Source organism: Bacillus sp. OV322 (genome assembly GCF_900112495.1).
GTDB lineage: Bacteria > Bacillota > Bacilli > Bacillales > DSM-1321 > Peribacillus.
Genome location: NZ_FOMA01000001.1, coordinates 412,555 through 437,480 on the forward strand (window position 1 = coordinate 412,555; position 24,926 = coordinate 437,480).

General features: G+C 40.3%; 20 protein-coding genes. 12 read left to right on the plus strand and 8 right to left on the minus strand.

Translation table 11 applies throughout. The features are described 5' to 3' along the window. Positions 1 to 118 precede the first annotated feature (118 nt). The 8 genes from BM126_RS02080 to BM126_RS02120 all read left to right on the plus strand — a co-directional run bounded on the left by BM126_RS02080 (position 119) and on the right by BM126_RS02120 (position 8,432). A complete protein-coding gene (locus BM126_RS02080; RefSeq protein ID WP_090987714.1) occupies positions 119 to 688 on the plus strand; it encodes a YdcF family protein in 570 nt (189 codons plus the stop codon). A 261-nt stretch (positions 689 to 949) separates the two neighbouring features. After that, on the plus strand, positions 950 to 1,654 hold the full coding sequence (locus BM126_RS02085; RefSeq protein ID WP_090987715.1) for a response regulator transcription factor: 705 nt from the start codon (positions 950 to 952) through the stop codon (positions 1,652 to 1,654). 2 nt (positions 1,655 to 1,656) lie between these two features. Further along, complete coding sequence (locus BM126_RS02090; RefSeq protein WP_090987717.1) at positions 1,657 to 3,042, plus strand: sensor histidine kinase; 1,386 nt, start codon at positions 1,657 to 1,659, stop codon at positions 3,040 to 3,042. Between the two features lie 354 nt (positions 3,043 to 3,396). After that, positions 3,397 to 3,639: a hypothetical protein gene (locus tag BM126_RS02095; RefSeq protein ID WP_090987719.1), complete on the plus strand. Its 243-nt coding sequence runs from the start codon at positions 3,397 to 3,399 to the stop codon at positions 3,637 to 3,639. Positions 3,640 to 4,396: 757 nt separating this feature from the next. Next, the gene (galU, locus tag BM126_RS02105; RefSeq protein WP_090987723.1) at positions 4,397 to 5,284 is read left to right on the plus strand and encodes a UTP--glucose-1-phosphate uridylyltransferase GalU; all 888 of its coding nucleotides are present in this window, start codon (positions 4,397 to 4,399) and stop codon (positions 5,282 to 5,284) included. Between the two features lie 18 nt (positions 5,285 to 5,302). Further along, a complete protein-coding gene (locus BM126_RS02110; protein ID WP_090987725.1) occupies positions 5,303 to 6,988 on the plus strand; it encodes a DUF6044 family protein in 1,686 nt (561 codons plus the stop codon). Positions 6,989 to 7,020: 32 nt separating this feature from the next. After that, complete coding sequence (locus tag BM126_RS02115; protein ID WP_090987728.1) at positions 7,021 to 8,034, plus strand: glycosyltransferase family 2 protein; 1,014 nt, start codon at positions 7,021 to 7,023, stop codon at positions 8,032 to 8,034. Between the two features lie 29 nt (positions 8,035 to 8,063). Next, entirely contained in the window at positions 8,064 to 8,432 is a 369-nt protein-coding gene (locus tag BM126_RS02120) for a GtrA family protein (RefSeq protein WP_256212944.1), read from the plus strand. A 62-nt stretch (positions 8,433 to 8,494) separates the two neighbouring features. Here BM126_RS02120 and BM126_RS02125 read toward each other — a convergent pair whose 3' ends face one another. Beyond that, entirely contained in the window at positions 8,495 to 9,727 is a 1,233-nt protein-coding gene (locus BM126_RS02125) for an aminopeptidase (protein ID WP_090987730.1), read from the minus strand. 275 nt (positions 9,728 to 10,002) lie between these two features. Beyond that, positions 10,003 to 11,490: an aldehyde dehydrogenase family protein gene (locus BM126_RS02130; RefSeq protein ID WP_090987731.1), complete on the minus strand. Its 1,488-nt coding sequence runs from the start codon at positions 11,488 to 11,490 to the stop codon at positions 10,003 to 10,005. A gap of 316 nt (positions 11,491 to 11,806) precedes the next feature. On the opposite strand from BM126_RS02130, the gene helD reads away from it, so the two are divergent. Both helD and BM126_RS02140 read left to right on the plus strand, forming a co-directional pair. Further along, positions 11,807 to 14,161, plus strand: a complete 2,355-nt coding sequence (helD, locus tag BM126_RS02135) for an RNA polymerase recycling motor HelD (protein WP_090987733.1) — start codon at positions 11,807 to 11,809, stop codon at positions 14,159 to 14,161. Positions 14,162 to 14,714: 553 nt separating this feature from the next. Then, entirely contained in the window at positions 14,715 to 15,563 is an 849-nt protein-coding gene (locus tag BM126_RS02140) for a manganese catalase (protein WP_090987735.1), read from the plus strand. A gap of 82 nt (positions 15,564 to 15,645) precedes the next feature. On the opposite strand, the gene BM126_RS02145 is transcribed toward BM126_RS02140, so the two are convergent. Together BM126_RS02145 and BM126_RS02150 are read right to left on the minus strand one after the other, a co-directional pair. Then, positions 15,646 to 17,000, minus strand: a protein-coding gene (locus tag BM126_RS02145; protein ID WP_090987737.1) for an IS3 family transposase whose coding sequence is annotated in 2 segments (ribosomal slippage) — positions 15,646 to 16,547 and positions 16,547 to 17,000 — 1,356 coding nt in all. Because the reading frame shifts where the segments join, the coding sequence is not laid out codon by codon here. An 83-nt stretch (positions 17,001 to 17,083) separates the two neighbouring features. Next, positions 17,084 to 17,932, minus strand: coding sequence for a manganese catalase family protein (locus BM126_RS02150; RefSeq protein ID WP_090987739.1), 849 nt, complete (start codon positions 17,930 to 17,932; stop codon positions 17,084 to 17,086). A 499-nt stretch (positions 17,933 to 18,431) separates the two neighbouring features. Between BM126_RS02150 and BM126_RS02155 the strand changes: the two genes are divergently transcribed. Beyond that, positions 18,432 to 19,802 (plus strand): amino acid permease, encoded by a 1,371-nt coding sequence (locus tag BM126_RS02155; RefSeq protein ID WP_090987741.1) that lies wholly within the window; start codon positions 18,432 to 18,434, stop codon positions 19,800 to 19,802. A gap of 104 nt (positions 19,803 to 19,906) precedes the next feature. On the opposite strand, the gene BM126_RS02160 is transcribed toward BM126_RS02155, so the two are convergent. Both BM126_RS02160 and BM126_RS02165 read right to left on the minus strand, forming a co-directional pair. Then, complete coding sequence (locus BM126_RS02160) at positions 19,907 to 20,182, minus strand: YqhV family protein (RefSeq protein ID WP_090987743.1); 276 nt, start codon at positions 20,180 to 20,182, stop codon at positions 19,907 to 19,909. A 59-nt stretch (positions 20,183 to 20,241) separates the two neighbouring features. Further along, positions 20,242 to 20,874 (minus strand): LysE family transporter, encoded by a 633-nt coding sequence (locus BM126_RS02165; RefSeq protein ID WP_090987746.1) that lies wholly within the window; start codon positions 20,872 to 20,874, stop codon positions 20,242 to 20,244. Positions 20,875 to 21,076: 202 nt separating this feature from the next. On the opposite strand from BM126_RS02165, the gene asnA reads away from it, so the two are divergent. Next, entirely contained in the window at positions 21,077 to 22,096 is a 1,020-nt protein-coding gene (gene asnA, locus BM126_RS02170; RefSeq protein WP_256212945.1) for an aspartate--ammonia ligase, read from the plus strand. 164 nt (positions 22,097 to 22,260) lie between these two features. On the opposite strand, the gene BM126_RS02175 is transcribed toward asnA, so the two are convergent. Both BM126_RS02175 and BM126_RS02180 read right to left on the minus strand, forming a co-directional pair. Then, positions 22,261 to 23,934 (minus strand): ribonuclease J, encoded by a 1,674-nt coding sequence (locus tag BM126_RS02175; RefSeq protein WP_090987749.1) that lies wholly within the window; start codon positions 23,932 to 23,934, stop codon positions 22,261 to 22,263. Between the two features lie 463 nt (positions 23,935 to 24,397). Further along, positions 24,398 to 24,868 carry a DinB family protein gene (locus BM126_RS02180; protein ID WP_090987750.1) on the minus strand — a complete coding sequence of 157 codons (471 nt, stop codon included), beginning with the start codon at positions 24,866 to 24,868 and terminating at the stop codon, positions 24,398 to 24,400. Between the last annotated feature and the right edge of the window lie 58 nt (positions 24,869 to 24,926).

A 24,926-nucleotide genomic window follows, 5' to 3' on the forward strand; every position in this document is an offset into this window, starting at 1 on the left:
TATCATCAAGATATAAGCGTAAAAAACCGTTCATTCGCCAATAAGCCGGATTGCAGCATACTAGCTTGATGCATAAAGCGGGCAAACGGAATAATTGATTAAAGGATAGGGAAAGCCGATGAAAAGAAGGAAGAAAGTTATGCTGGCATTTGCTGCTATTTGTCTTATATATCTCATATTCCTCCAAGTGAAAATATATCAGGCCAGCACCGGGGCTGTACCAAAAGATGCTTCGTACCTGATCGTGCTGGGAGCGAGAGTAAATGGAACGATTCCATCCCTAGCTCTCAAAAACAGAATACACTCTGCTGCCCATTATTTGCGGGAAAATAAAGATACCATTGTAATCGTATCTGGAGGAAAGGGTCCTGGCGAAACGATTTCTGAGGCAGAATGCATGAAGAGGGAGCTTACTGCACTGGGCATTGAAGCTTCCAGGATCATTATGGAAGACAAGTCAGTCAGCACCTATCAAAATTTAGCTTACTCCAAAAAGCTGCTGCCTGATACGAAAGCAAGAGGTATCTTGGTTTCAAATGATTTTCATATTTATCGCGCAGGTTTAATGGCTGAAAAACAAGGCCTTCATGTAACAGGGCTTCCTGCAAAAACACCGAAGGTAATCATACTGAAAACGTATCTCCGTGAATATCTCGCTATTACAAAATTTTATATAGCAGGCTCGTAATGCGATAGGGCGAAATAAAAAATGATGCCTTACAGGCGTCATTTTTTTATGTTCCTGTTTAAGCTTAAAGCTGATTAAGTTTAGCAGCATTTAGATTATGTCTGCTCAATATGTGGAAGGTTCACGGATGAAAAAATGATTAAAATAGGATTAAAATTTCATGATATTCAGCGTTCAGTGCTACATTAATAAGAAGAGATTGTACAAAAGAGCTATATGCTGAAAATAGTGTAATCAGCAGCTGCATCAGAGGTGAGGAAAATGAAGAAGAAGATATTGGTTGTTGAGGATGAAATGCAAATAGCCAAGGTATTGAAAATAGAACTGGAATATGAGGGATACGAGGCGGCTGTTGAATATGATGGCAAGTCTGGTCTTCAGGCTGCATATGATTTTAACCCTGATTTAATTATATTGGATATCATGCTGCCTGAACTGAGCGGCATTGAGGTTTTGAGGAGACTGAGAAAAGAAAATAATCATGTTCCGGTCATCCTGTTAACAGCAAGGAATTTAACGATGGATAAAGTTCTTGGTTTAGATCAGGGTGCCAACGATTATATAACAAAGCCTTTCGAGATTGAAGAATTGCTTGCAAGAGTCCGTTCCTGTATCCGCCATTATGCTTATGATAAAAATGGAAGCATCAATGAAGACGGAAGCAAGGTCCTGCATATAGCAGATCTTAAAATTCATTTGGAGACCCGTGAGGTAATACGGGAGGGTACCCAGATTATCCTGACTCCAAAGGAATATGATCTTCTCGTTTATTTAATCAGCAATAAAAATAAAATAGTAACTCGTGAAAATATCCTCATCAATGTCTGGGGCTATGAATATGAAGGAGAAACTAATGTCATTGATGTCTATATCAGGCATTTAAGAAAAAAGATCGATGAATGCTTTTCATCTCCAGCGCTTATTCAGACCGTTCGCGGTGTCGGGTATACGGTAAAGGAGAATTAACTTTGAAGATCACAACAAAGATCAATCTTATGACAACAGCATGGCTGATGTGTATTTTAATCGCAATCAATGCGGTTGTGCTATTTTCATTCATGAAAATCACTGTAAATATGGAGCAGGAAACTGCTCTTCAAAAAGCGGATTCCATTATTAAAGAAATTAATATCCTGGATACCCCCCTGCAAACAAAAGAAAAATTGAATCCTTTCTTAACGAATCATTCGTTTATCAGGATTGTTCAGCCGGGTCCAAAAATCCTGAGTCAGGCAGCCAACGATAAGCATCTGGCTGAAATAGGGGCGAAATTCAGCGATAAGGTGAGTACCCAGCGGCGGGTGATGCATGAAAAAGAAGGAGAAGAACAGGTACTGATTGTCAGAGTGCCCATTCATGATAAGCAAAAAGTGATAGGGACGCTTGAAATTGGTGAAAGGCTTTTGGGCCTCGAAGTAAGAAAGGACATTCTTCTGTCCATCCTCATTACCTGCACGGTCCTGGCTGCCATCCTTTCATTATTTGGCGGTGTGATCTTATCAAATATCATTATACGTCCTATCACCAATATGGTTAAAACAATGGAGGATATCGAACAAAGCGGAATTCCCCAAAAAATCGTGATGCAAAAGAAAGCGAAAGACGATCTGCAGAATATGGCAGATACATTCAATCGGATGATCATGAGATTAGAAGATAACATAGAAAAACAAAAGCAATTCATTTCGGACGCATCACATGAAATTAAAACGCCTCTGACAGTCATTAAAAGTTATGCAAACCTTCTTAGGAGGAGAGGCATGCAGAATAAGGAAATTACAGATGAAGCGATAGATTCCATTCTTTCAGAAGCTACACGGATCCAAAAAATGACAGAGAATTTTCTTGACCTGGCAAATACTGAAAATGAGAATGCACTGGACATCAAACAAGTCCATATTACATCATTGTGCCAAAGTATCTTGAAGCAGTTAAAAGGAGCCTATAAAAGAGAACTCCTGCTTCATTATAAAGATTCCCAAACCGTTATTCAGGCAGATGAATTGAAAATTAAACAAGTCATCATTATCCTGCTTGATAACGCCATAAAATACAGCACGGAAAAAATTGATGTTTTTATTGAAGGTTATGAGCAGCATGCCGTTATCCGGGTGAGAGACAACGGAATCGGAATACCGGCTGATGAACTTAAGAAGATATTTGAAAGGTTTTACCGGGTGGATAAAGCAAGAAGCCGGGAAACTGGGGGAACAGGCCTTGGCTTAGCGATTGCTAAAAATATTGTAATTCAGCATAAAGGAGAAATAAACATAAGCAGCGAGGAAGGAAAAGGGACAGAGGTTGAAGTGATTCTGCCATTAATCCATCCGGCGGATCAAAAACAGGGGAGCTGACCATACACGGGCTGCTCTTTTTGTCTTTTTTAAAGGCACTTTTCTAAAAGATGCTGTTTTTTAAGAGTTCTGTGAGGAAATCATATTTCTAAATCAGCCACTTGTTGAATAGCAACAAATTTTATGAAAACAGCCTTCTAAAATACGTCCAGGCTTGAGTAAAACCTATAAAGCAAAACAGCAGAGCCATCAGTTTAGCAAGCGGTATGCCGCTGTACACCTATTAGTATTGTTTTAATTAAATTTTAATGTGATTTTCATAGATAATTAAGGCTGGGTTGGTACATTTACTAAAGATCATTAAAATCCTATTCAGAATCAGCAGTGAAGGAAAAGAAATATTTTCAAAGCTGAATGGATACTATTATAGTAAGACACGAAATACTGGAAATCATTTTTCCTGCCAGTGATTATCTGCAGGATAAAATCGCTGTAAAAGCAAGCGGAAAACAATGCCTTTTCTTATTTGGAATGGAGCTGGAGAATATAGAGCATATGGAAAAATTGCTCAAAAAGTCGCATCATTACATATTCATTATCATGTACACTGAGTATGTGACCGAGATAACGACATCTAATCTCAATTCGGCATTATAGGATAACATCAGGGTCTGGTGTTTCCGCAGTAAACATTGTGTGGACAAGGCTTAAGGGAATCCAGAGTTTCAGCAGATATGAGTGGCCGTCTATCAAATAGCAGGTTATTAAATTACCGGAAATGCAGGGTTCTTTCAGTCATGCTGAAAGCCTGGTACCTGGAAGTCTTAAAGTTAAAGAATATAAAAAAGGATTTCATATACAGAATATAGTACAATAAGAAACGATCATTTTATTTACAGAAATGTAAAATATTTACACATTTGATATCAGGGGAAGTACAGCCATAAGCTTAGTTTCAAAAGAATGCCATTTAGCCTGAAGGTACTTAGGATTTTTAATCTGAAGAAGTTCCAAGTGGTTCTTTGGCCTTACATCAGCAGTTTGGCAGTTTCAATGGCGACCCAGCAGAGTTATGCCGGTGCTTATAAAGGGTATATAGCCTTGTGGCGCAATTCTATATTCATGATATGGAGAGGCGTGCGAAGTAACATGGATTTATCTATCATTTTAAGTCACGCGGGTTTTAAGGAAGTGAAGGCCAAAAGGAATGAAAAGCGGAGAAGATAGACGAAATGATTTAATGGGCTGCCTTAGTCCTATGCTGGTTTTGGCTGGCAGTGATTGAGCCGGAAGGTGCGTAAACCTTATAAGCTTAAAAGCTGCGGGCGGTAAGCAGGGTGCTGAAGCGGAAATCAGCAGGGAAGATACTGAAGCCGATAAATAAAAAAATAGTTGGATATAAGGAGAAAATAAGATGAAAAAAATCAGAAAAGCAGTTATACCTGCAGCAGGACTTGGAACAAGATTTTTGCCGATTACAAAGGCTATGCCCAAGGAAATGCTTCCAATCGTGAATAAGCCGACCATTCAATATATTGTAGAAGAAGCTATCGAGTCTGGCATTGAAGATATCATCATTGTGACGGGCAGAGGAAAAAGAGCCATTGAGGATTATTTTGATCATGATCCGGGTCTTGAGCAATTTTTGCGCAAAAAAGGAAATGATGCGCTTTTAAAAGAAGTAGAAAAGGCGAGTGAATTGATCAATATTCACTATATCAGGCAAAAAGAACCAAAAGGTCTGGGCCATGCTATCCTGTGCGCAAAGTCATTTATTGGGGACGAGCCTTTTGCAGTGCTTTTGGGTGATGATATCACTGAGGCTAAAACTCCGTGCCTTCAGCAGCTTATAGAACAATATAATCAGCATAACTCTTCTGTAGTGGGCGTTAAACAGGTGCCGCTTCAATCCGTTTCAAGATATGGGATTATAGATCCTGAAACAAATGAAGGGTTACTGTATAAGGTCAAAAACTTTGTTGAAAAACCTTCTATTGAAGAAGCGCCATCTGATCTCGGTATTATTGGCAGATATGTATTGACTCCGGAGATATTCGGGCTGCTTGAAAGCCAGGAAGCCGGAAAAGGCGGAGAAATCCAGCTGACGGATGCTATTGAAAGATTAAACGCCTTCCAATCTGTCTATGCCTATCAATTTGAAGGTGAAAGATACGATGTGGGCGAAAAACTGGATTATATTCTGACAACTATGTCATTAGCTGTGAAGGATCCGGGTTTAAGAACACCAATTTTGGAAAAAATGAGAGAGATACTGGAAGAATCTAAGCAATACCAAAATTAAAAGTTAGGAAATTGGATAATGAATCAAAATAAGTTTGCAAGCAAAGAACGAATTTTTCTATATGGGGCTTTTGCACTGATTATTCTCTTTCTTTCACCCATGTTCTTTTTGGGTCAGGATGCCCATATGAGGGTTCATGATAATTTGGATTCAAACATTGCCTGGTATAAGGTTCTTCGAAACAGCGGGGAATTGTTCGGCCCTGTTGATGCAGTAATACCTCAAATAATAAATGGATTGCCGCGCAATGCATTTGGAACAGAATTCAGCGGTATACAGTGGCTTCATAACTTGTTTGATCCAATGACTGCATATTCATTGAGCCAGGCACTTACAAGGATAATTGCCTTCATAGGCATGTACATGCTTTTAAAAAGGCACTTTATTAAAGACCAGGATGCATATCCGATTACAATTGGCGTTTCATTGGCATTTGCTTTAACTCCCTTTTGGCCCTCAGGCATGCTGAGCACGCTTGGACAGCCGCTTGCTTTATGGGCGTTCCTGAATATTAGGAAACGCGAAGGAAGCTGGAAGGATTGGCTGACACTCACATTGCTGCCTCTTTACTCTAGTTTTGTATTGGGATTTTTCTTTTTTCTGGCGGCGATGGGCTTGCTATGGCTGCGTGACCTGGCTGTGAAGAGAGAGATAAATGCAAAGTTTTTGGCAGGCATAATGTATATGACTCTGTTATTCTTATTGATTGAATACAGGCTTGTATATTCTCTTGTGATTCCTGAAGCTCCGACAAGCAGGAATGAATTTGTCAGTTCCACTCTTGGGTTCTGGCATACCATTCGTCTTGCAATCAAGAATTATTTTCTTGGACATACCCATGTCATGACCCTGCATACACTTATTATTGTGCCTTTGTCCTTCATTGTGATTTGGTTCATTGCAAGACAGGGAATATGGAAACAGGAAAAGCAATTCGTCCGTCTGTTTATTTTGAATGGAGTACTGTCCATCTGGTATGCTTTTTGGTTTTTTAAAGGATGGGAGCCATTGAAGGAAAAGGTTGGACTCTTAAATACATTCAACTTTGCCCGTTTTCATTTTTTGAGGCCGATGATCATTTATATGATGTTCGGGTCAGGTGCTTATATCTTATGGAAAAAGGGCATGGCTGCAAAACAGCTGGTTAAGATTTTCCTGATCCTGCAAATTGCACTATTATTCCTGGGCAATCCGGAGTTATACTACCGCGTCGTTCATCAGCCATCTTTCAGGGAATTTTATGCTGAGGAACAATTCAGGGACATAAAGAACTACATAGGGAAACCACAATCATCCTATAGAGTCGCCAGCATTGGCATACATCCTTCTATTTCACAATATAACGGTTTTTACACACTCGATACGTACAACAATTTTTATCCATTATCATATAAACATCAATTCCGCAAAATTATAGCAAAAGAGCTGGACAAAAATAAAAAAGAAAAAAGATATTTTGATACGTGGGGAGGAAGGTGCTATATCTTTGTTGCAGAGCTTGGGAAGAAATATGATTATCGTAAAGACAGCAAAAAGAAAATCCACAACCTGCAGCTAAATACGGCAGTTTTCAAAAAAATGGGGGGACGCTATATTATGTCCGCAGTGCCCATCCTAAATGCCGAAGAAGATGGCCTTCATTTCCTAAAGTCATTCAATTCAAGCTATTCAGCATGGAAGATTTATTTATATAAAGTTAAGTAAAGTTTATTGGTACCAAAAGGAGGTCATTGATTTTGCACTATCCCGTATTAACGATTGTAGTGCCTTGCTATAATGAGGAAGAAGTTTTCCAGTCGACAGCAGCACAGCTAACATCTGTAATGGAAACACTGATAAGTGATAAGCTTGTTTCCGAAGAAAGCAAGCTTCTATTTGTCGATGATGGCAGCAAGGATAACACTTGGAAGCTTATTGAGCAGGAATCAGAAAATAATGAATATGTAAAAGGACTGAAGCTTGCACACAATGCAGGCCATCAAAATGCGCTTTTGGCAGGATTAGCGACGGCAAGCAAGCTATCTGACTGCGTCATTTCAATTGATGCAGACCTACAGGATGATGTGAATGTCATTCATAGCTTTGTAGAAAAGTATTGGCAAGGATATGATATCGTTTATGGCGTGAGAAATGACAGAAGCACAGATACGTTCTTTAAAAGAAACACTGCTGTCGGGTATTATCGCTTTATGAACAAAATAGGGATCAGCCTTGTGCCTAATCATGCGGATTTCCGCCTGATGAGCAAAAGAGCTTTGGAAGAGTTGCTAAAATACAAAGAGACGAATATTTTCCTGCGGGGAATCATTCCTTTAATCGGGTTTCCGGCAACAGAGGTGGCGTATGCCCGCAAAGAGCGGCTGGCAGGGGAATCTAAATATCCTCTGAAAAAAATGATCGCATTTGCCCTGGATGGAATTACATCCTTTAGTATCGCACCTATCAGGCTTGTAACTGCAGTCGGATTTCTGGCCTTTTTCATCAGTTTATTGGCAGGAGTCTATAGTTTAATTGTTAAACTGCTGGATCATTCTGTAACCGGCTGGTCATCGCTCATGATGTCAGTCTGGCTGATTGGGGGATTGCAGCTAATAGGAATCGGCATTATTGGGGAGTATGTCGGGAAGATATTTAAAGAAGTGAAAAAAAGGCCGGTTTATGCCATTGAAACGGATCTTTATACACCGTCTTCAGCTGGCCGGCATTCCTACAATTCCTTTAATAACCCGTCTGTAACAGAAGAATGGTGAAACTGCTCTCAGGCTCTTTCATCCGTTTTTTGGCGGTTGGAATCATTAATACACTCATAGGATTGGCTATTATCTTTACATTCATGAATTTGCTTCATTTTTCCTATTGGACATCCACTTTAATGGGCAATATTATTGGTGCTGCAGTAAGCTATATATTAAACAGAAAATTTACTTTTAATAGCACCAAAAATCAAGCAGGGAGTGTATTGAGATTTATCCTTGTTATATTGGCCTGCTATTTTATTGCATACGGCCTTGGCTTAAGAGCGGTTCATCTGGCTTTGGGACATCTTCCAGCCATTCCCCAGCATTTCGAGAAAAATCTTGCCGTGATAATAGGGATGGGGTTATATACCATTTTGAATTATTTCGGGCAAAAGAAGCTGGTATTCTAAAGGCCTGATTAATATGCAAAACGCCTGGATGGTAAAATCCAGGCGTTTTTGCATATTAATTATTAAAAAGCCCAGTCGCCGTTTCTGAATACAGGCTCTGAAGTTCCATCTTCTTTAATTCCATCAATATCCATTTGATCTGAACCGATCATGAAGTCTACATGTGTAAGGCTTTCGTTCAGCCCGTTTTCTTCCAGTTCTTCTTGGCTCATTTTTTTGCCGCCCTCAATGCAAAAAGCATATGCGCTTCCGATTGCTAAATGGTTTGAGGCGTTTTCGTCAAATAGTGTGTTGTAAAATAAAATATTTGATTGGGAAATTGGCGAATTGAATGGTACAAGTGCAACTTCTCCAAGATAGTGTGATCCCTCATCCGTTTCGACAAGCTGCTTTAAAATTTCCTCACCTTCTTCTGCCTTCACTTCTGTGATTCGTCCATCCTTAAAGGTTACAGAGAAGTTATCAATGATGTTGCCGCCATAGCTAAGCGGTTTTGTGCTGGAAACTGTACCATTTACACCGGTTTTCAAAGGAACCGTGAATACTTCCTCAGTTGGCATATTAGCCATGAATTCATGGCCTTTTTCATTGATGCTGCCGGCACCTACCCATAGATGCTTAGACGGGAGCTCAATGGTTAAATCAGTTCCCGGGGCGCGGTAATGAAGTTTTGTATAGCGTTTTTCATTTAAATAATCCACTTTTTCATGAAGGCTGCTGTCATGGGCTTTCCATGCATCTACTGGATTTTCCGCATCAATGCGGGTTGCTTTAAAGATGGCATCCCAAAGCTTATGTATTCTAGTTTCTGCAGCATCTTCAGGGAAAACTTTATCTGCCCATGCCTGAGAAGGAACGGCAACAATTGACCAGCTAACCTTGTCTGACTGCATATATTGACGGTATTTTTTAAGGGCTGTTCCTGCTGCTTTTTGGAAATTGGCAATTCTTTCTGATTGAATTCCTTTCAGGAGATCAGGGCTTGATGAGATGACCGATAAAAAGGCAGCACCATTTTCAGCTAATTCTATTGTTTCTTTAGCTCTATACTCCGGATATTCGCTGAAAACATCGTCAGGAGCCAGTTCATATTTTGTACGTCCGACAATATCATCATTCCAGTTAACAATGACATTGCGCGCTCCTGCTTTGTAGGCTTTTTTTACGATTTCCCTTACAAGCTCGGCTCCTTCAAGCATAGTATTGATAACAAGGGTTTGTCCTTCTTGGACGTTGACGCCAACTTTAACGGCAAGCTCTGCGTATTTTTCTAAATTTGTCTGAAAGTTGCTCATTAATCATTCTCCTTTTTCATTATCTACATTTATTGTACTTATTGTCCTATAAAAAAGATACTATTTACTCTGAAAATTTTCACTATAGAAAGGGGAAAGACAGCAAGATAGCCGCTTATCAAAAAGCGGTCAATCGTATGGCTGACGATGCGCAATACCATGAAAAAGAGCCAAAGAAACATTCTTTGGCTTCTCTCTTAAAATAGGCTGTTTTTCGTAAACTTTGCTGTTTCGGAACAAGGAGGCTGATTTTTGAATCAGCCTCTTTGAGACTGTTATCTGCCAAGATTTACCCAGACGCTTTTAACTTCTGTATAATTATTGAGTGCATAAGAGCCCATTTCGCGGCCCATGCCTGATTGTTTATACCCGCCGAAAGGAGAGGCAGCATCAAAAGCGTTATAGCAGTTAACCCAGACAGTTCCTGCGCGCAGCTTGCTGGCAACATAGTGAGCATTTGAAATGTCTCTTGTCCACAGGCCGGCAGCCAGTCCATATTCGCTTGCATTAGCACGATTAATCACTTCATCAAGGTCTTCATATGGAAGTGCAGCGATGACCGGACCAAATATTTCTTCCTTCGCAATGGACATTTCGTCATTGACCGCTGCAAAGATCGTTGGAGAAACGAAGTAACCGTCCTCCTGGGGCTTGCTGCCGCCCACAAGCACTTCAGCACCTTCATTTAAGCCTTTTTCGATATACCCAAGTACACGGTCCTGCTGTTCTTGAGAGACCAGCGGGCCAATCTGTGTATTAGGGTCAAGTCCGGCACCCTGTTTGATGTTTTTGGCATGGCTTACCATATCGGCAACCACATTGTCATAGTGTTTCTTTTGTATAAATACACGTGAGCCGGCACAGCAGACCTGGCCCTGGTTAAACATAACCCCATTCAATGCTCCTGGGATTGCTTTTGAGAAATCCGCATCAGGAAGTATGATATTTGGAGATTTTCCTCCAAGTTCAAGTGTTACGCGTTTCAATGTATATGCTGCAGATTTCATAATCGATTTTCCGACTTCAGTTGATCCGGTAAAGGCGATTTTATCAACAAGCGGATGGTTTACAAGGGATTGTCCTGCAGTTTCACCGAATCCGGGAACAATATTTACCACGCCTGGAGGGAAGCCTGCTTCATTTATCAGTTCGGCTAAATAAAGAGCTGACAGCGGAGTCTGCTCGGCGGGTTTCAATACAACTGTACATCCTGTAGCAAGTGCGGCACCAAGCTTCCACATTGCCATTAGAAGAGGGAAGTTCCATGGAATGATCTGTCCGACAACACCAACCGCTTCATGCCGGGTATAGTTAAAGTAATTTCCGCTCACAGGAATGGTCTGGCCGACGATTTTCGTAGCCCAGCCGGCATAGTATCTCATATGCTCAACAGCAAGCGGGATATCTGCATTTGTTGTCTCGCCAATAGGCTTTCCGTTATCAAGGGTCTCCAATTGAGCCAATTCCTGTTTGTTCTGTTCCATCAAATCAGCAAGCTTGTACATCAGATGGCTTCTTTTGGCAGCGCTCATTCTAGACCATTTTCCTTCATCAAATGCCTTTCTTGCGGCTTTGACAGCCAAATCGATATCAGCCTGGTCTCCTTCGTATACGTCGGCAAGTTTTTCTCCTGTTGCCGGGTTAGGAGTAGAGAAAGTCTTATTAGAAGCACTTTCAACAAATTCTCCGTTAATAAAAAGTTTTTTCGGGCCTTGCAGGAATTTCTGCAATTTTTCGCTAATTTCCAGCGTAAGATTTGCCATGAATACCCTCCTCATTAATTAGTGTAAATGCTTCTTTTGAAAGCGGTTACAACATCCTTCGGGAATATCATATCGAAAATTAAATGAATATTCAATTAATAATTACCGACAAAAAAAATGAAATTTCGCGTTCCTTACATCATGAAGAGGAATTCAGGGCATAAAAAAATACAGATATTGAATCTGCGGAGGGATTGTGGTAGCATAAAATGAGGTTTAAAACTTAGTTACAAATAAATTATAATTACCCTACTTTATATTATACACATAATGAATGGTGATGTCAATTAAAAATTTGTTGATCAGGAGGCTCGCTATGAGGAATTGGGAAGAAGAAATACAGCAAGAGCAAAAACGGGTGAGTGATGTTGTTCACAGAATCAATATCTCGACAGCGGTATTTATGCAGCAGATAGGTGAAGCAGGAACTGATATTTCGGGCTTGAGAAAAACCTTCTGGGATGATGTCACGGTGAATCTTGATAATCCTGACGATCTTGCAGAAACATACATCAGCATACGTCAGCAAACAGAGCTTTTATCTGAGAGAGAGCGGCGGCAGGATCATTCAAGAAAACAGCTGAAATTGCTAAAAAAACTAAAATACTCCACTTATTTTGGAAGAATAGATTTTATGGAAGCTGGAGAAACAGAGACAGATCAAGTGTATATCGGGATAGGTTCATTTTATGACGATGAGTCAGACTCTTTTCTTGTCCATGATTGGCGTGCACCAATATCCAGCGTGTATTATGACTATCTGCTTGGACCTGCTCATTACGACGCTCCTTCAGGGAGGATGGAAGGTACATTAACGCTGAAGAGGCAATATATTATTAAAGAAGGCAAAATCGTCAGTATGTTCGATGCAGGTATCACGATAGGAGATGAGTTATTAAAAGAGGTTTTGGGCAGCCAGGCTGACAGCCAAATGAAAAGCATCGTTGCCACCATCCAGAAAGAACAAAACCTGATTATCCGGGATGAAAGAAGCAAGCTGCTTATTGTTCAGGGTTCAGCGGGCAGCGGAAAAACATCATCTGCCCTTCAGCGGATTGCCTTTTTGCTATACCGTGACAGAAACAATATGAATGCAGACCAGATTTTGCTTTTTTCCCCTAACGCACTTTTTAACAGCTATGTGTCTAATGTGCTTCCTGAACTTGGGGAAGAAAATATGCAGCAGACAACCTTCGAGCAGTATTTGCTGCAATTTCTCCAGGAAGATTTAAAGATGGAAAGCCTGTTTTCTCAAATGGAATATGTGCTGGCCACATCAGAAGATCCTGAATATCTGTCAAGACTGCAGAATATATCCTTTAAATCTTCTTTAGCGTTCTTAAAAATAATAGAAGAATATCTATTATTTCTTAAGAAGGATGGAATGCTTTTTAAGGATATTATATTTAGAGGCAGCGTGCTTATATCTAATGAGGAACTTAAAGAGCTGTTTTATAAAGAAGGACAATCAATTCCCATTCCAAACAGGCTGGCATTGCTGTCTGAAAAACTGCTCCGCAAAGTCCGGAAAATGGAGATAAATGAAAGAAAGCAATCATGGGTTGAAGAAGAAATGCAGTATTTAGATAAAGAGGATTATTTAAAAAGCTACAGAAAGGCTTTGAAAGTCAAAAATGGCGAGGACAATGATGATTTTTCAGATAGTAAACGGGAAGAAGCCATTTTATCTTCTTATATTGTGAAGAAAAGCTTCAAGCCTATCTATCGTCAAATCAAAACTCTTGGCTTTCTGGATGTTGTCTCTATCTATAAACAGCTATTTCTTGATAAATTGAATTTTGGAGGAAATCCTTCTTTATTTCCTCAGACGTGGAATGAAATTTGTTTAAGTACTGTAAGGATGCTTGATGGAAATGAATTATATTATGAAGACGCAGCACCATTGTTATTTTTAAAAGAAGGCCTTGAAGAAGGAATGAAAAATACAGGAATCCGGCATGTGTTTATTGATGAGGCACAGGATTACTCTCCTTTTCAATTCGCATTCATAAAGAAGGTTTTTCCGAATAGTAAAATGACTGTTCTGGGGGACAGCAGCCAGACTATTTTTGCTCATGGAAATGAATTTGGCATGGATATTCTCTCTGAATTATTTCAGCAGGAAAAAACCAGGAAGATTGAATTAACAAAAAGCTACCGGTCCACACGTGAAATTGTTGAATTTACAAAATCCCTGCTTATTGACGGTGAGAACATAACGCCATTTAACCGGCCGGGAGTAAAACCGGAAATTATTATATGCCGGCAATCTCAGCTTATAGAAGCGGTAATTAAGGCGGCTGAAAGTCTCCGTGAAAGAGGCCATGAGTCCATAGCTGTCATTTGCAGGACTGAGGGAGAAAGTATTCAGGCTTATCAGGAATTAAAAGACAGCATCCCTCTAAAGCTTATCAGACAAGGCAGGGGGGAGTTTGAAGAAGGAATCGTTGTCATTCCTTCTTACCTGGCAAAGGGAATAGAATTTGATGCCGTAATCATTTATAACGGTTCAGAAGCTGTATATAATAGAGAATCCGAACGGAAGCTGTTTTATACAGCTTGCACGAGGGCCATGCATGAGCTATATATTGTTTCTCCCGGCACATTGACTTCCTTTGCAGGTGAGGCTTCAAAATCCTTAGCTAACGTATGGTATCTTAATGCTGAATAATTCAAACGAAAGAGCAATCTTTGAGAGATTGCTCTTTCGTTTTGTATGTATATAGAGAGACTCTCTTACAGCCATTCTCATTTTCTATTGGCTCTGTTATAGTGTAATGCTGATTTCTCGCATTTTGCTGAGTGAAGATTGCTTTACTCCTGGAGGACTTCTGGTACAGGATAGACCCTGCAGGGACCAGGCTGAAGAGGATATGTGAAAAAAAACTATGAACAGAATGATGAAGAAGGAAGGTGTCATGGTTTTTATAGCTGTATTCTTTTTTTGTGTTTTTTGGCTCTTTTCTTACATTATTGTTTTTTTATGTGTTCTGTGAGGCGATTCCATTGTTAAGTCAGGTTGATTGGAGCGTAAGGTGCGAGACTCCTGCGGGCTCACCGCCCGCCCCGCGGAAAGCAAGCATCCTGGAGCGGAAATCAACCACCTTGTTCCATAGCAACAAAGTTTACGAAAAAAAGACTTTTTTTAAAATGAAGAGTTTGGAAAAACAACCCAGGGGTACTAAGTATATGAATTATAAAAACTAAAGGAGGATTCATAACTTATGTTCCGACATCAAAAAGAATTACAATTTGAAGTGAAAGTAGATCGTCCGGATCCGATGCTTGCCCGTCAGATTCAGGAAGTATTGGGCGGACAATTTGGAGAAATGACAGTCATGATGCAGTACCTCTTTCAGGGATTTAACTGCAGAGGTGAAGAGAAGTACAAAGATATGCTTATGGATATCGGGACTGAGGAAATTGGCCATGTAGAAATGCTGTGCTCTTTAATCAGTCAATTGCTTGACGGTGCAACACCAGCAGACCAGGCCGAAGCAGCTAAGGATCCTGCAATTGCAGCGATTATGGGAGGCATTAATCCGCAGCATCTTTTAGTAAGCGGACTTGGAGGGCTGCCTACCAATTCAAATGGTATTCCCTGGAACGGGGGATATATTGTGGCAAGCGGAAATTTATTAGCTGACATGCGTTCAAACCTGCATGCGGAAAGCCAGGGCCGCCTTCAAGTTGCCCGATTATATCATATGACCAAAGATGAGGGAGTTCGTGCCACTTTCCGTAAAATGCTTGCCCGCGACCGTTATCACCAGTATCAATGGATGGCTGCGATAGCTGAACTGGAAGAGAAAAATGGTGTTGTCGTGCCAGCCTCATTCCCGCCGGAAGCGGAAATGGAATCACAGCAGGAAGCATATGAATTCTGGAACCTGTCAGAAGGAGAAGAATCCTCTGAGGGCCTTTGGGCTCAGGGAACAGCCCCTGATAAATCCGGTGATTTTGTTTATGTGGCAAACCCGGTAGCGAAAGGGCAAATTCCTAATCCGGCAATCCCATCTCCTGAACTTCACCATGACCTTGATGATATCAAACAGCGTGTTTCTAATAAATAAATAAATAAATAAAGACCCCGGAAAAAGGATGCTAACATTCCTTTTTTGAAGTGACCCCTAAAAGTTAGACACGGTTATTTCATTAGGCAGCGAGTGTGAAATGAGTTCGGTATTGTACCGGACTCATTTTTAATTTTGCCTTAATCCGTTTAGTATTATAGTAATTGATATATTGTTGTAATTCTCTTTTAAAATGATCAACACTCTCAAACTCCTTCAAGTAGAGGAGTTCAGATTTCATAATTCCAAAGAAATTCTCCATGACAGAGTTGTCGTAACAGTTTCCCTTTCGAGACATACTTTGGACGATCCCTCTTGATTCAAGAGCGTGACGATATTGCTTCATCTGATAATGCCACCCTTGGTCAGAATGCATGAGTAGCTGATTGTTCTCAGGTAAACGTTCAAATGCCTTCTCCAACATGCCTGAAACAAGTGAATAGGTTGGTCTGGAACCAATCGTATACGTGATAATCTCCCCGTTAAATAAATCTAAAACGGGTGATAAATAAAGTTTCTGGCCGAATAATTTAAACTCCGTAATGTCAGTTACCCATTTTTCATTTGGCGCGTCTGCCGTGAAATGGCGGTCTAAAATATTGGGTGCAATTTTCCCCACTGTGCCTTTGTAAGATTTATATTTTTTCATACGTACTAAGCATTTCAAGCCAAGCTCTTTCATAATACGCTGCACTTTTTTATGATTTACCTTTTGTCCACGATCGACCAGCTCATCACGAATACGGCGATACCCATAACGCCCCTCATTTTCTTCATAAATTGCTTTTACTTCAACTTTTAAATCAGCGTCTGGGTCTGGAAGATTTATACGTCTGACTAAATCATAGTAAGTACTGCGCGGAATGCCCGCGAGTCGTACAAGTGCTTTCACCGGATATGTATGCCTTAATTCATAGACTACTTGCGCTTTGTCTTGTTTGGTGATTTTTCTTTGTTTTGAACTAAGGCATTCAACTTTTTTAAATATTCATTTTCCATTTCCAATTGTTTTATACGCGCTTCAAGTGCTTCTTTGGATCCTTCAACTGGTAATTGTTTTGAATGTTGATCAGACTCTTTTTTCAAGGATGGACGCCCCTTTTTCTTTGATTGAAGGGCATCTATTCCTTGTGTTTCGAACTGTTTTCTCCACACACTAATTGTGGAAGGGGCAAGTATTTTAAAAATCGCTGCCGTTTCGTTTAAGGATGTACCATTTTCAATCATAAAATTTAGTACATCCAGTTTAAACTGTTGTGTATGCTTTGTATATGACTTTATAAAAGCGTCTTTGCCATTGTATTCATATTGTTTAATCCATTTAAGAATGGCTTTATGATTAGTTCCTAAAGATTTGGCTATTTCACGTAAACTCTCATTCCCGTTTGGATAACGATTGACCGCTTGTAATTTATCATTGGCAGTAAATTTAACCATATAAAAACTGCACCTCCAACTGTTAGATGGTGTCTAACAATTGGGGTGCAGTTCATTTCCGGGGTCTTTTTATTGGGAATAACTTATCGGCCCATGTCTGAAATGCCGGGGCTATGCATGTTGGGTCTTTCAGGAAGCTGCGGAACCGGGAAGCCATTAGGAGGCTGTACCACGGAAAGCTCTCCGCCATTTCTGCTTGGGGTTTGCCCTGAGAAAATTTCAGCAATCCTTGTTTGATCTAATCTGAAGTTAAATTGTACATTATGGAAGCCCATATCAACATACTTTTTACACTCAGGATATTTGTTAATATCATAATTAGGCACAGGGAAAAGTTTAGCCCAATCGACTCCTAATGTTTCCAATGCTTTAGCAAAAGCATTTTGGTGGGCATTGTCCCTCACTATCAAGAAAGCAACTGTCTCTCTAAGTGTTTTATTTGAGCTCATTTCATAAATTCTGGATTTTTGTAAAACTCCAGTTGATTCCAGTACCAAATTATCCAGCAAATCAGCAATTAGATTTCCGTGGCTGTAAACATAAGAGCCCAGCCAAGGATTTCCATTCGCATCTTCTGCTAGAGAACCGCCCATAATATAGTGGTGCGGCAGGGCATGCTTAATAGCTTCATCAAATGGAGCTCCATCAATTCCGGAATTCCCGGGAATTTGTGATCCAGAGTCATCGAGTAAGGCATTGATGGTATGCTGTACAAGTTCAACGTGAGCTATCTCTTCAAGGAAAATTCCTTTAAGAAGGTCCCGAAATTGCAGTTCTTTACCCCGGAAGTTTGAGCTTTGGAAGAAGAACTGGTTCATAGTCCGCATTTCACCAAACCGGCCGCCTAATATTTCCTGCAAGACCTTAGCTGCTGCTGGATCTGGTTTATCTGCAACAATAGGATTAATTAATTCCTCTTTGTAGTAATACATTATATCCCTCCAAGCCAGTATTAAGTTACCCGATTATTATTCCGGGCAGGCGGGGAGGTTATACATATTTCCGTACAGTTGAATAGCGGGCTGGACTTTAAACCAAACCAGTCATTCAGCGGACAAATAGCCTGGTATATCGCCGGGGTTTAACTTTTAGAGTTAACTGGAAGTTCTCTTTTTACATAATGGCTGTTTACGAAGCTTGCTATGGAACAAAGTGGCTTAGCTCCAATCACCCCGGTTTAAAAGCGGGATCGCATCACAGAACATTTTAAACAACAATCTTTAAGAAAACTTAAAAGGGTGAGGACTTAATGAATAATTAAATCGCCTGCATTTCATAATAATAAAAATGTTAGGTAAGATCCATTCATTTGGAAATGTGGTTAGCAGTGATTTCCAAGATTATGGATTTTAACTGCAAAGGATAAGGTCACAGCTCGTTTGTGAAAGTTAAAATAGAGGGTTTTATTAATGAAGAACAGGGGGGGGTTTCATGAGTCAATCAGAGTGTGGAACAGGCGGAAGTAAACCTGACAATTCAAGTAAAGGGCAAATGAAATGGTGGCAGCTGTCTTTAATGGGAATCGGATGTACAATTGGTACCGGTTATTTCCTTGGATCAAGCATAGGGATAAAAACAACTGGCCCTTCTATAGTTTTTTCCTTTATCTTAGCTGCGATTGGCACCTACATCGTTTTTAATGTGCTGGCAAAAATGACTTCCGATGACCCGCATGAAGGATCTTTTTGTTATTATGCGAAAACTGCTTATGGAAATTGGGCAGGCTTTAGCTGCGGATGGAATTACTGGAGTTCTAATATCCTCATTATCGGGAGCCAGCTGACTGCGCTTTCTATTCTTTCGAAATTTTGGTTTCACCAGGTTCCTCTTTGGGTTTTCGCCGCTGGTTATGCAGTGGCATCGATTGGCGTGGTGCTGCTCGGCACAAAAGGATTTGATAAAGTAGAGGGAATTCTTGCCGTCGTAAAAACGGCTGCCATTTTTATGTTTATTGTTGTTGCGGCAGCTGCTATATTCGGATGGATTCATGGAGATGGAAGCTCTATACATTTTCCGAAGAAGTCTCACGAAATTTTTCCTGAAGGGTTTAAAGGATTTTGGGCCTCACTCATTTATGCATTTTATGCATTTGGAGGCATTGAAGTAATCGGCCTGATGGCAATGCAGCTTAAAAAGAAGGAAGAAGCCCCAAAATCGGGGATTGTCATGCTAATCCTGCTCACCATCATTTATGTCATTTCTTTGGTATTAGCGGTAAGCATGGTTTCATATGAAGGATTCAATGACAAGGAAAGTCCGTTTGTTAAAGCGATGGAAAATTTCCACCTTGCCTTTTTTCCTCATGTATTTAATGGAGCTATCATTATTGCAGGTTTTTCAACGATGACCGCTTCCCTTTTCGGTGTAACCACTTTGCTGGCTACGATGGCGGAGGATGGGGATGCCCCTTCTTTTTTCAGTAAAAAAATAAAGAAAATGAAGGATCTGCCCCTGCCATCCTTAGGTCTTGCGGCAATAGGGCTGCTTGCTTCTATTATTACCGCACTTTTATTGCCGGGAAAAATATACGAATATATTACAACGGCGGCAGGTATTCTGATTCTGTATAATTGGCTGTTCATAATTATATCTTCACTGAAGATCCTGAAAATGAAGGTATTAGCAAAAGTAATGGCTTGCATCGGACTGGCACTGATGCTAGCGGCCATCAGCGGGACGGCTCTGGAGAAAGACATCAGGCCGGGCTTGTTTGTGAGCCTTGGTGTAGTCGTGCTGATTGCCTGTGTAGCGGTTGTGAAAAATAAAATTCAAGGAAAGAAAAAGACTTCGGAAGAATCTTAAATCCAGGATGAATAAGAAATATTCGATGCAACTGAAGCAGATGCGGTATGAATCTTTGCAGCAGGGGAAAATTCGGACAACCGCTGGATGCTCCGGATTTTTTCCTATTTGCTTTTTACACCTATTAAGACTAGAGCAACACCCAAAAATATACAGACGATTTTAACAAGAGAAAGTTTTTCGGATATCCCAATCAGGCCTATCGTTGTCGTGAGTATTAAAACAATTGGCCCGATTAGCGATAGAGAGCTATTTACCATAAGTGCTTTCTCAATATCATTCAGCTTGTACATAAGGATGGCGGCCGATATTTCAATACTTCCGGAGATGAGCCGTAAAAAAGCCATAATAAGCACCGTTTTCTCAATTGCTATAAACATTGACATCCCCCAACTTTAGAATGAGCTAATTCTTGTTTTATGATTAATTAATGGATATGTCACCCCGCCAAAGCTGCTATTCCCTGCAAACCAAAGTAAACGCCAAACCCGATCAGCGATATGCCGCTGATAACTGATATGGCTTTAAGGCTTGTGGTATTTAAAAACTTTCTGAAGCCTGTGGTCAGTGCAGCAACGAAAATATCCCACAAAGTCAAACCTGCAAAAATCATTGAACTATAAATTAATAGTTTGCCGTTTCCATTTACTTGTGCTGTTTTGGCCAAAACGGATCCGTAAATTCCTAGCCAAAATAAGATAGATAATGGACTTGTGATAGACATGATAAAACCTGTTAAAAAGCATTTAAAAATGGATTCTTTTTTTCTGCTTAGTGAGAGGGTAATGGAGTTAGCCTTAAAAATACTTTCTGTCCCGGTATAGATAAGGATAAATCCTCCAAATAGCCACAAGAAAATTTGGACGATGGGTATGGCCAGGAACTGTACCATGCCTAAATACACAAGCAGCATAAAAAAGGCGTCCGCGACCATTGAACCCGCACCAACAAACCAGGCATGCCAAAAGCCGTTTTTAATTCCCTTATCAAGGCGTGCTGAATTAACCGGACCAATTGGCGCTGCTAAAGTTAATCCTAAAAGTATGTAACTGATTAGTATGCTGATACTCAAGGGGACTTGAACACCTCCATAAATTAACAACTTGTACATTTTATGACCTGTCTTCCTTTCTAATGCCTGACAAAGTGAGATGTGTATATTTTTATTGGCCAGAGGCAATCGTCACATTATCCTGATTCATTCATACATTAGACTTAGGTTTTTTAATCGGGTATCCTTAGAAAAACCCAGGTATATTAGAAGCTGGAGGATGATGGAACTGGCCAGATCATTGGAATTGCCGCGTGGATATAGATCAGCATTGAGTGGAATTAATACAGAGAAAGCTATTAAATTGATAAAAAATCATTTTGAAAATGCATTGTCACAAACACTTAATCTTACAGAAGTGTTTGCTCCATTATTGCTGGATGAAGGAACAGGACTCAACGACAATTTGAATGGAATAGAGAAAATTGTCTCCTTTGATGCAAAAGACGTTGACAGGGGAAGGGTGGAAATTGTTCAATCTCTGGCGAAATGGAAAAGGGCGGCGTTAAGCAGGTATGGATTCATGGCCGGTGAAGGCCTTTATACGAATATGAAAGCAGTAAGGGGAGATGAGGAATTGGATAATCTTCATTCTCTCTATGTGGACCAATGGGACTGGGAGAAAGTCATTACAAAGGAAAACCGCAGTCAATATACATTGAAAGATGAAGTCAGAAAAATTTTTTCTGCGATAAAATTAACGGAAAATCATTTATATAAACATTATCCGGAATTTCAGCCGATTTTGCCTAATGACATTTATTTTGTATCTTCTCAGGAGCTAGAGGAACAATTTCCTGAACTATCTCCAAAACAAAGGGAAGATGCGATTGCAAAGGAGCATGGAGCAGTATTTATCATGCAAATAGGCGGGTTCTTAAAATCCGGGCGTAAACATGATGGACGTTCACCGGACTATGATGATTGGACGCTGAACGGCGATATTATATTTTGGAATCCGCTTCTAGAAAAATCTTTTGAAGTCTCATCGATGGGAATCAGGGTTGATGAGAAATCGTTATTAAGACAGCTTAGGATATCCCGCATGGAGGAACGAAGATCACTTGAGTTTCATCAATCCATCCTGAGCGGCAAACTTCCATATACGATTGGCGGGGGAATTGGACAGTCAAGATTATGTATGTTCCTGCTTAGAAAGGCGCATATAGGTGAAGTCCAGGCGTCTGTCTGGAATGAAAGAGAAAAAAAGTGGTGTCTGGATCATCACATTAACCTCCTATGAAATAAAAGGGAGGATATTGTTAAGTCAGGTTGATTGTAGCGGAAAACAGCCACCTCGCTCCATAGAAGCAAAGTTGGCGAAACAGACTAGAACTAATTTAATTAAGAGGGTGCAGGGAGAATTGCCATCTCCTGCACCCTCTTAATAATGTAAATAAAGAAAGTTTATACCTCAATAATAATAGGAAGAATCATCGGCTTTCTTTTGGTTTGCTCGTATAGGTACTGTCCAATGGTCTTTCTGATGCTTTGTTTCATGGCATTCCACTGATAGACTTTGGCTTTTTGAAGATCCTTGACTGTTATCTTCACCATTCTGTTCACTTCACTTAAGAGATCCTCAGAGTCACGTGCAAAAACAAATCCGCGTGAAATGACATCAGGGCCGGATATAATCCTTCTTTCAGACTTGCTGAGCGTGACCACGATTACAAGCATTCCATCTTCCGAGAGAAGTTTACGGTCTCTCAGTACAATATCACCAACATCTCCTATTCCCACTCCGTCTACAAAAATATTCCCTGCAGGCACTTTCCGTATTTGCCGGGCTTCCCCGTTTTCGATATCGACGACTTCACCATTGCTGATAATAAAGGTATTTTCCTTATTAACTCCAACAGACTCTGCCAGCATGCTGTGATGGTGCAGCATCCTGAATTCTCCGTGAACAGGGATGAAGTATTTAGGCTTCATTAACGTGAGCATCATCTTTAATTCTTCCTGATAAGCATGTCCTGAAACATGCATTCCTGTCGAGGAGCCAGAGCCATAAATTACATTGGCGCCAAGCTGAAAAAGGTTATCGATGATTTTCGTAACATCGCGCTCATTCCCCGGTATAGGGGAGGAAGCAAATATAACGGTATCGCCTGGGAGGATTGCGACATCCCTGAAATTTGATGAAGACAGGCGTGATAAAGCGGCCATAGGTTCGCCCTGGCTTCCTGTACAAAGAATGCACACTTTTTCAGGTTCGAAGTCATTCACTTGATTGGCATCAATAAGCATGTTTTCCGGTATGTCTAAATAACCGCGTTCCATTGCAACTGAAACGACGTTCACCATGCTTCTCCCAAGCAATGCAAGCTTGCGTCCGGTCTTATGTGCGGCATCTGCTATCTGCTGAAGCCTGCTAACATTGGAAGCAAAGGTCGAAATGATTACTTTATTTTCGGCCCTTAAAAAAGATTCCTCGATATGAGTGCCTACCACCCGTTCAGAAGGGGTAGAGCCGGGACGTTCAGCGTTTGTGCTTTCAGACAATAAAGCCAATACTCCGTCACTCCCGATTTTAGCCATTTTGTGAAAATCAGGGAATTGATTATTAGTTGGAGTCAGGTCAAACTTAAAATCCCCTGTATGGACCACAGTGCCTTCAGGTGTTTCAAAAACAATTCCGAGGCAATCAGGTATGCTGTGATTTGTGTTGAAAAAACGGAGGCCGATCTTGCCTAATTGAAAAACGGAATCTGAATGAATCTGGATTAACTTGCTTTCTCTAAGAATTTTATGTTCTTTCAATTTCAATTCAATTAATCCCAGAGTAAAGAAAGTGGCATATATAGGGATATTTAATTTTTTGAGAAAGTAGGGAATTCCGCCAATATGGTCTTCGTGACCATGAGTCACAATCATTCCGCGGATTTTTTCTTCATTTTCCTGCAAGTATGTAATATCAGGAATAATCAGATCGATTCCCGGCAATGTTTCATCAGGAAATTTAGATCCGCAGTCAATCACAATGATGTCATCGGAATATTGAAGGACATACATATTCTTTCCAATTTCATTCACTCCGCCTAATGCAAATAACGACAGCATGTCTTCACTTTTTCCCATAAAAGAAACCTCCCAGCTGAAATGTATGTTTCTTAGTATGCTCAGTTTATAAGCTATTAGTCATAATTTAGCAGGTGCCTATCGTCCTATATCTGCGGCTGTGTTTCGGACGTAAATGGCAATAAAATGATTATGTTAAGTATGTCTTTTTTTAGACAGTTTTCGTAAACTTTGTTGCTATGAAACAAGGTGGTTGATTTCCGCTCCAGGATGCTCGCTTTTCACGCAAGCCGGTGAGCCTCCTCGGCTGCGCCTGATCAGGTCTCACCTGTTCTGCTCATCTAAGCAGGAGTCTCGCACCTTACGCTCCAATCAACCTGGCTTGACAATGGGAACGCCTCACATAACATAAAAAAACAACAATCTTTAAGAAATGAGCCTTTTTTAAAAATCACAATGTAGTAGACTCATGATGTAATGCTAAAGGGTGCTGCATTTTGTTATGCAGCACCCTTTTTTCTTCTTAGTCCCAAATGTTAATCCTCGGTATTCCCGCCGTTCTTAAATAATCTAGCAGCTGCCCTGTATGTATTGTTTCGTGATAAGCCACTCGTAATAACATATCTCCTAAATTTCTGATATACCCTGCATCAGAGCGGTCAATTTTTATATTCTCTAAGTCATTTTCTGAAAATGACCTGATTGTATCCATAAACTGTTTTCGGTAAGGTTCTGCAAAACTGATTTCTGACTCTGCTGTAGTATAGGGACGATTTTCAAATGGCGAATGAAACTCAGTTAAACTGCCCTGATTTTTGATGGCCAGGTGATAATAATGGTCACTTTCTAACACATGTCTGATCATTTCCAGACAATTCATGGCTTCGCTGTCTGGCCTCCATTGAAGCCGGTCAGCAGGAATAGAGGTCCACACCTTTATGCTTCTTCTTCTGACTTCATTAAAATTTAAAATAATAGAATCAACGGCATTCATGTAAAATATCCCCCTTTTTAAGAATATATGGTTTAAGTATACACGAGAAGCGGGAGGA

Excerpts from the sequence above, each read along its gene's own strand:
- BM126_RS02110 (WP_090987725.1), top strand. The coding sequence starts at position 5,303 with ATGAATCAAAATAAGTTTGCAAGCAAAGAACGAATTTTTCTATATGGG.
- BM126_RS02155 (WP_090987741.1), top strand. The coding sequence starts at position 18,432 with ATGAGTCAATCAGAGTGTGGAACAGGCGGAAGTAAACCTGACAATTCA.
- BM126_RS02180 (WP_090987750.1), bottom strand. The coding sequence starts at position 24,868 with ATGAATGCCGTTGATTCTATTATTTTAAATTTTAATGAAGTCAGAAGA.
- BM126_RS02095 (WP_090987719.1), top strand. The coding sequence starts at position 3,397 with ATGGATACTATTATAGTAAGACACGAAATACTGGAAATCATTTTTCCT.
- BM126_RS02150 (WP_090987739.1), bottom strand. The coding sequence starts at position 17,932 with ATGTATTACTACAAAGAGGAATTAATTAATCCTATTGTTGCAGATAAA.
- galU (WP_090987723.1), top strand. The coding sequence starts at position 4,397 with ATGAAAAAAATCAGAAAAGCAGTTATACCTGCAGCAGGACTTGGAACA.
- BM126_RS02140 (WP_090987735.1), top strand. The coding sequence starts at position 14,715 with ATGTTCCGACATCAAAAAGAATTACAATTTGAAGTGAAAGTAGATCGT.
- BM126_RS02160 (WP_090987743.1), bottom strand. The coding sequence starts at position 20,182 with ATGTTTATAGCAATTGAGAAAACGGTGCTTATTATGGCTTTTTTACGG.
- BM126_RS02125 (WP_090987730.1), bottom strand. The coding sequence starts at position 9,727 with ATGAGCAACTTTCAGACAAATTTAGAAAAATACGCAGAGCTTGCCGTT.
- BM126_RS02175 (WP_090987749.1), bottom strand. The coding sequence starts at position 23,934 with ATGGGAAAAAGTGAAGACATGCTGTCGTTATTTGCATTAGGCGGAGTG.
- helD (WP_090987733.1), top strand. The coding sequence starts at position 11,807 with ATGAGGAATTGGGAAGAAGAAATACAGCAAGAGCAAAAACGGGTGAGT.
- asnA (WP_256212945.1), top strand. The coding sequence starts at position 21,077 with ATGGAACTGGCCAGATCATTGGAATTGCCGCGTGGATATAGATCAGCA.
- BM126_RS02130 (WP_090987731.1), bottom strand. The coding sequence starts at position 11,490 with ATGGCAAATCTTACGCTGGAAATTAGCGAAAAATTGCAGAAATTCCTG.
- BM126_RS02085 (WP_090987715.1), top strand. The coding sequence starts at position 950 with ATGAAGAAGAAGATATTGGTTGTTGAGGATGAAATGCAAATAGCCAAG.
- BM126_RS02080 (WP_090987714.1), top strand. The coding sequence starts at position 119 with ATGAAAAGAAGGAAGAAAGTTATGCTGGCATTTGCTGCTATTTGTCTT.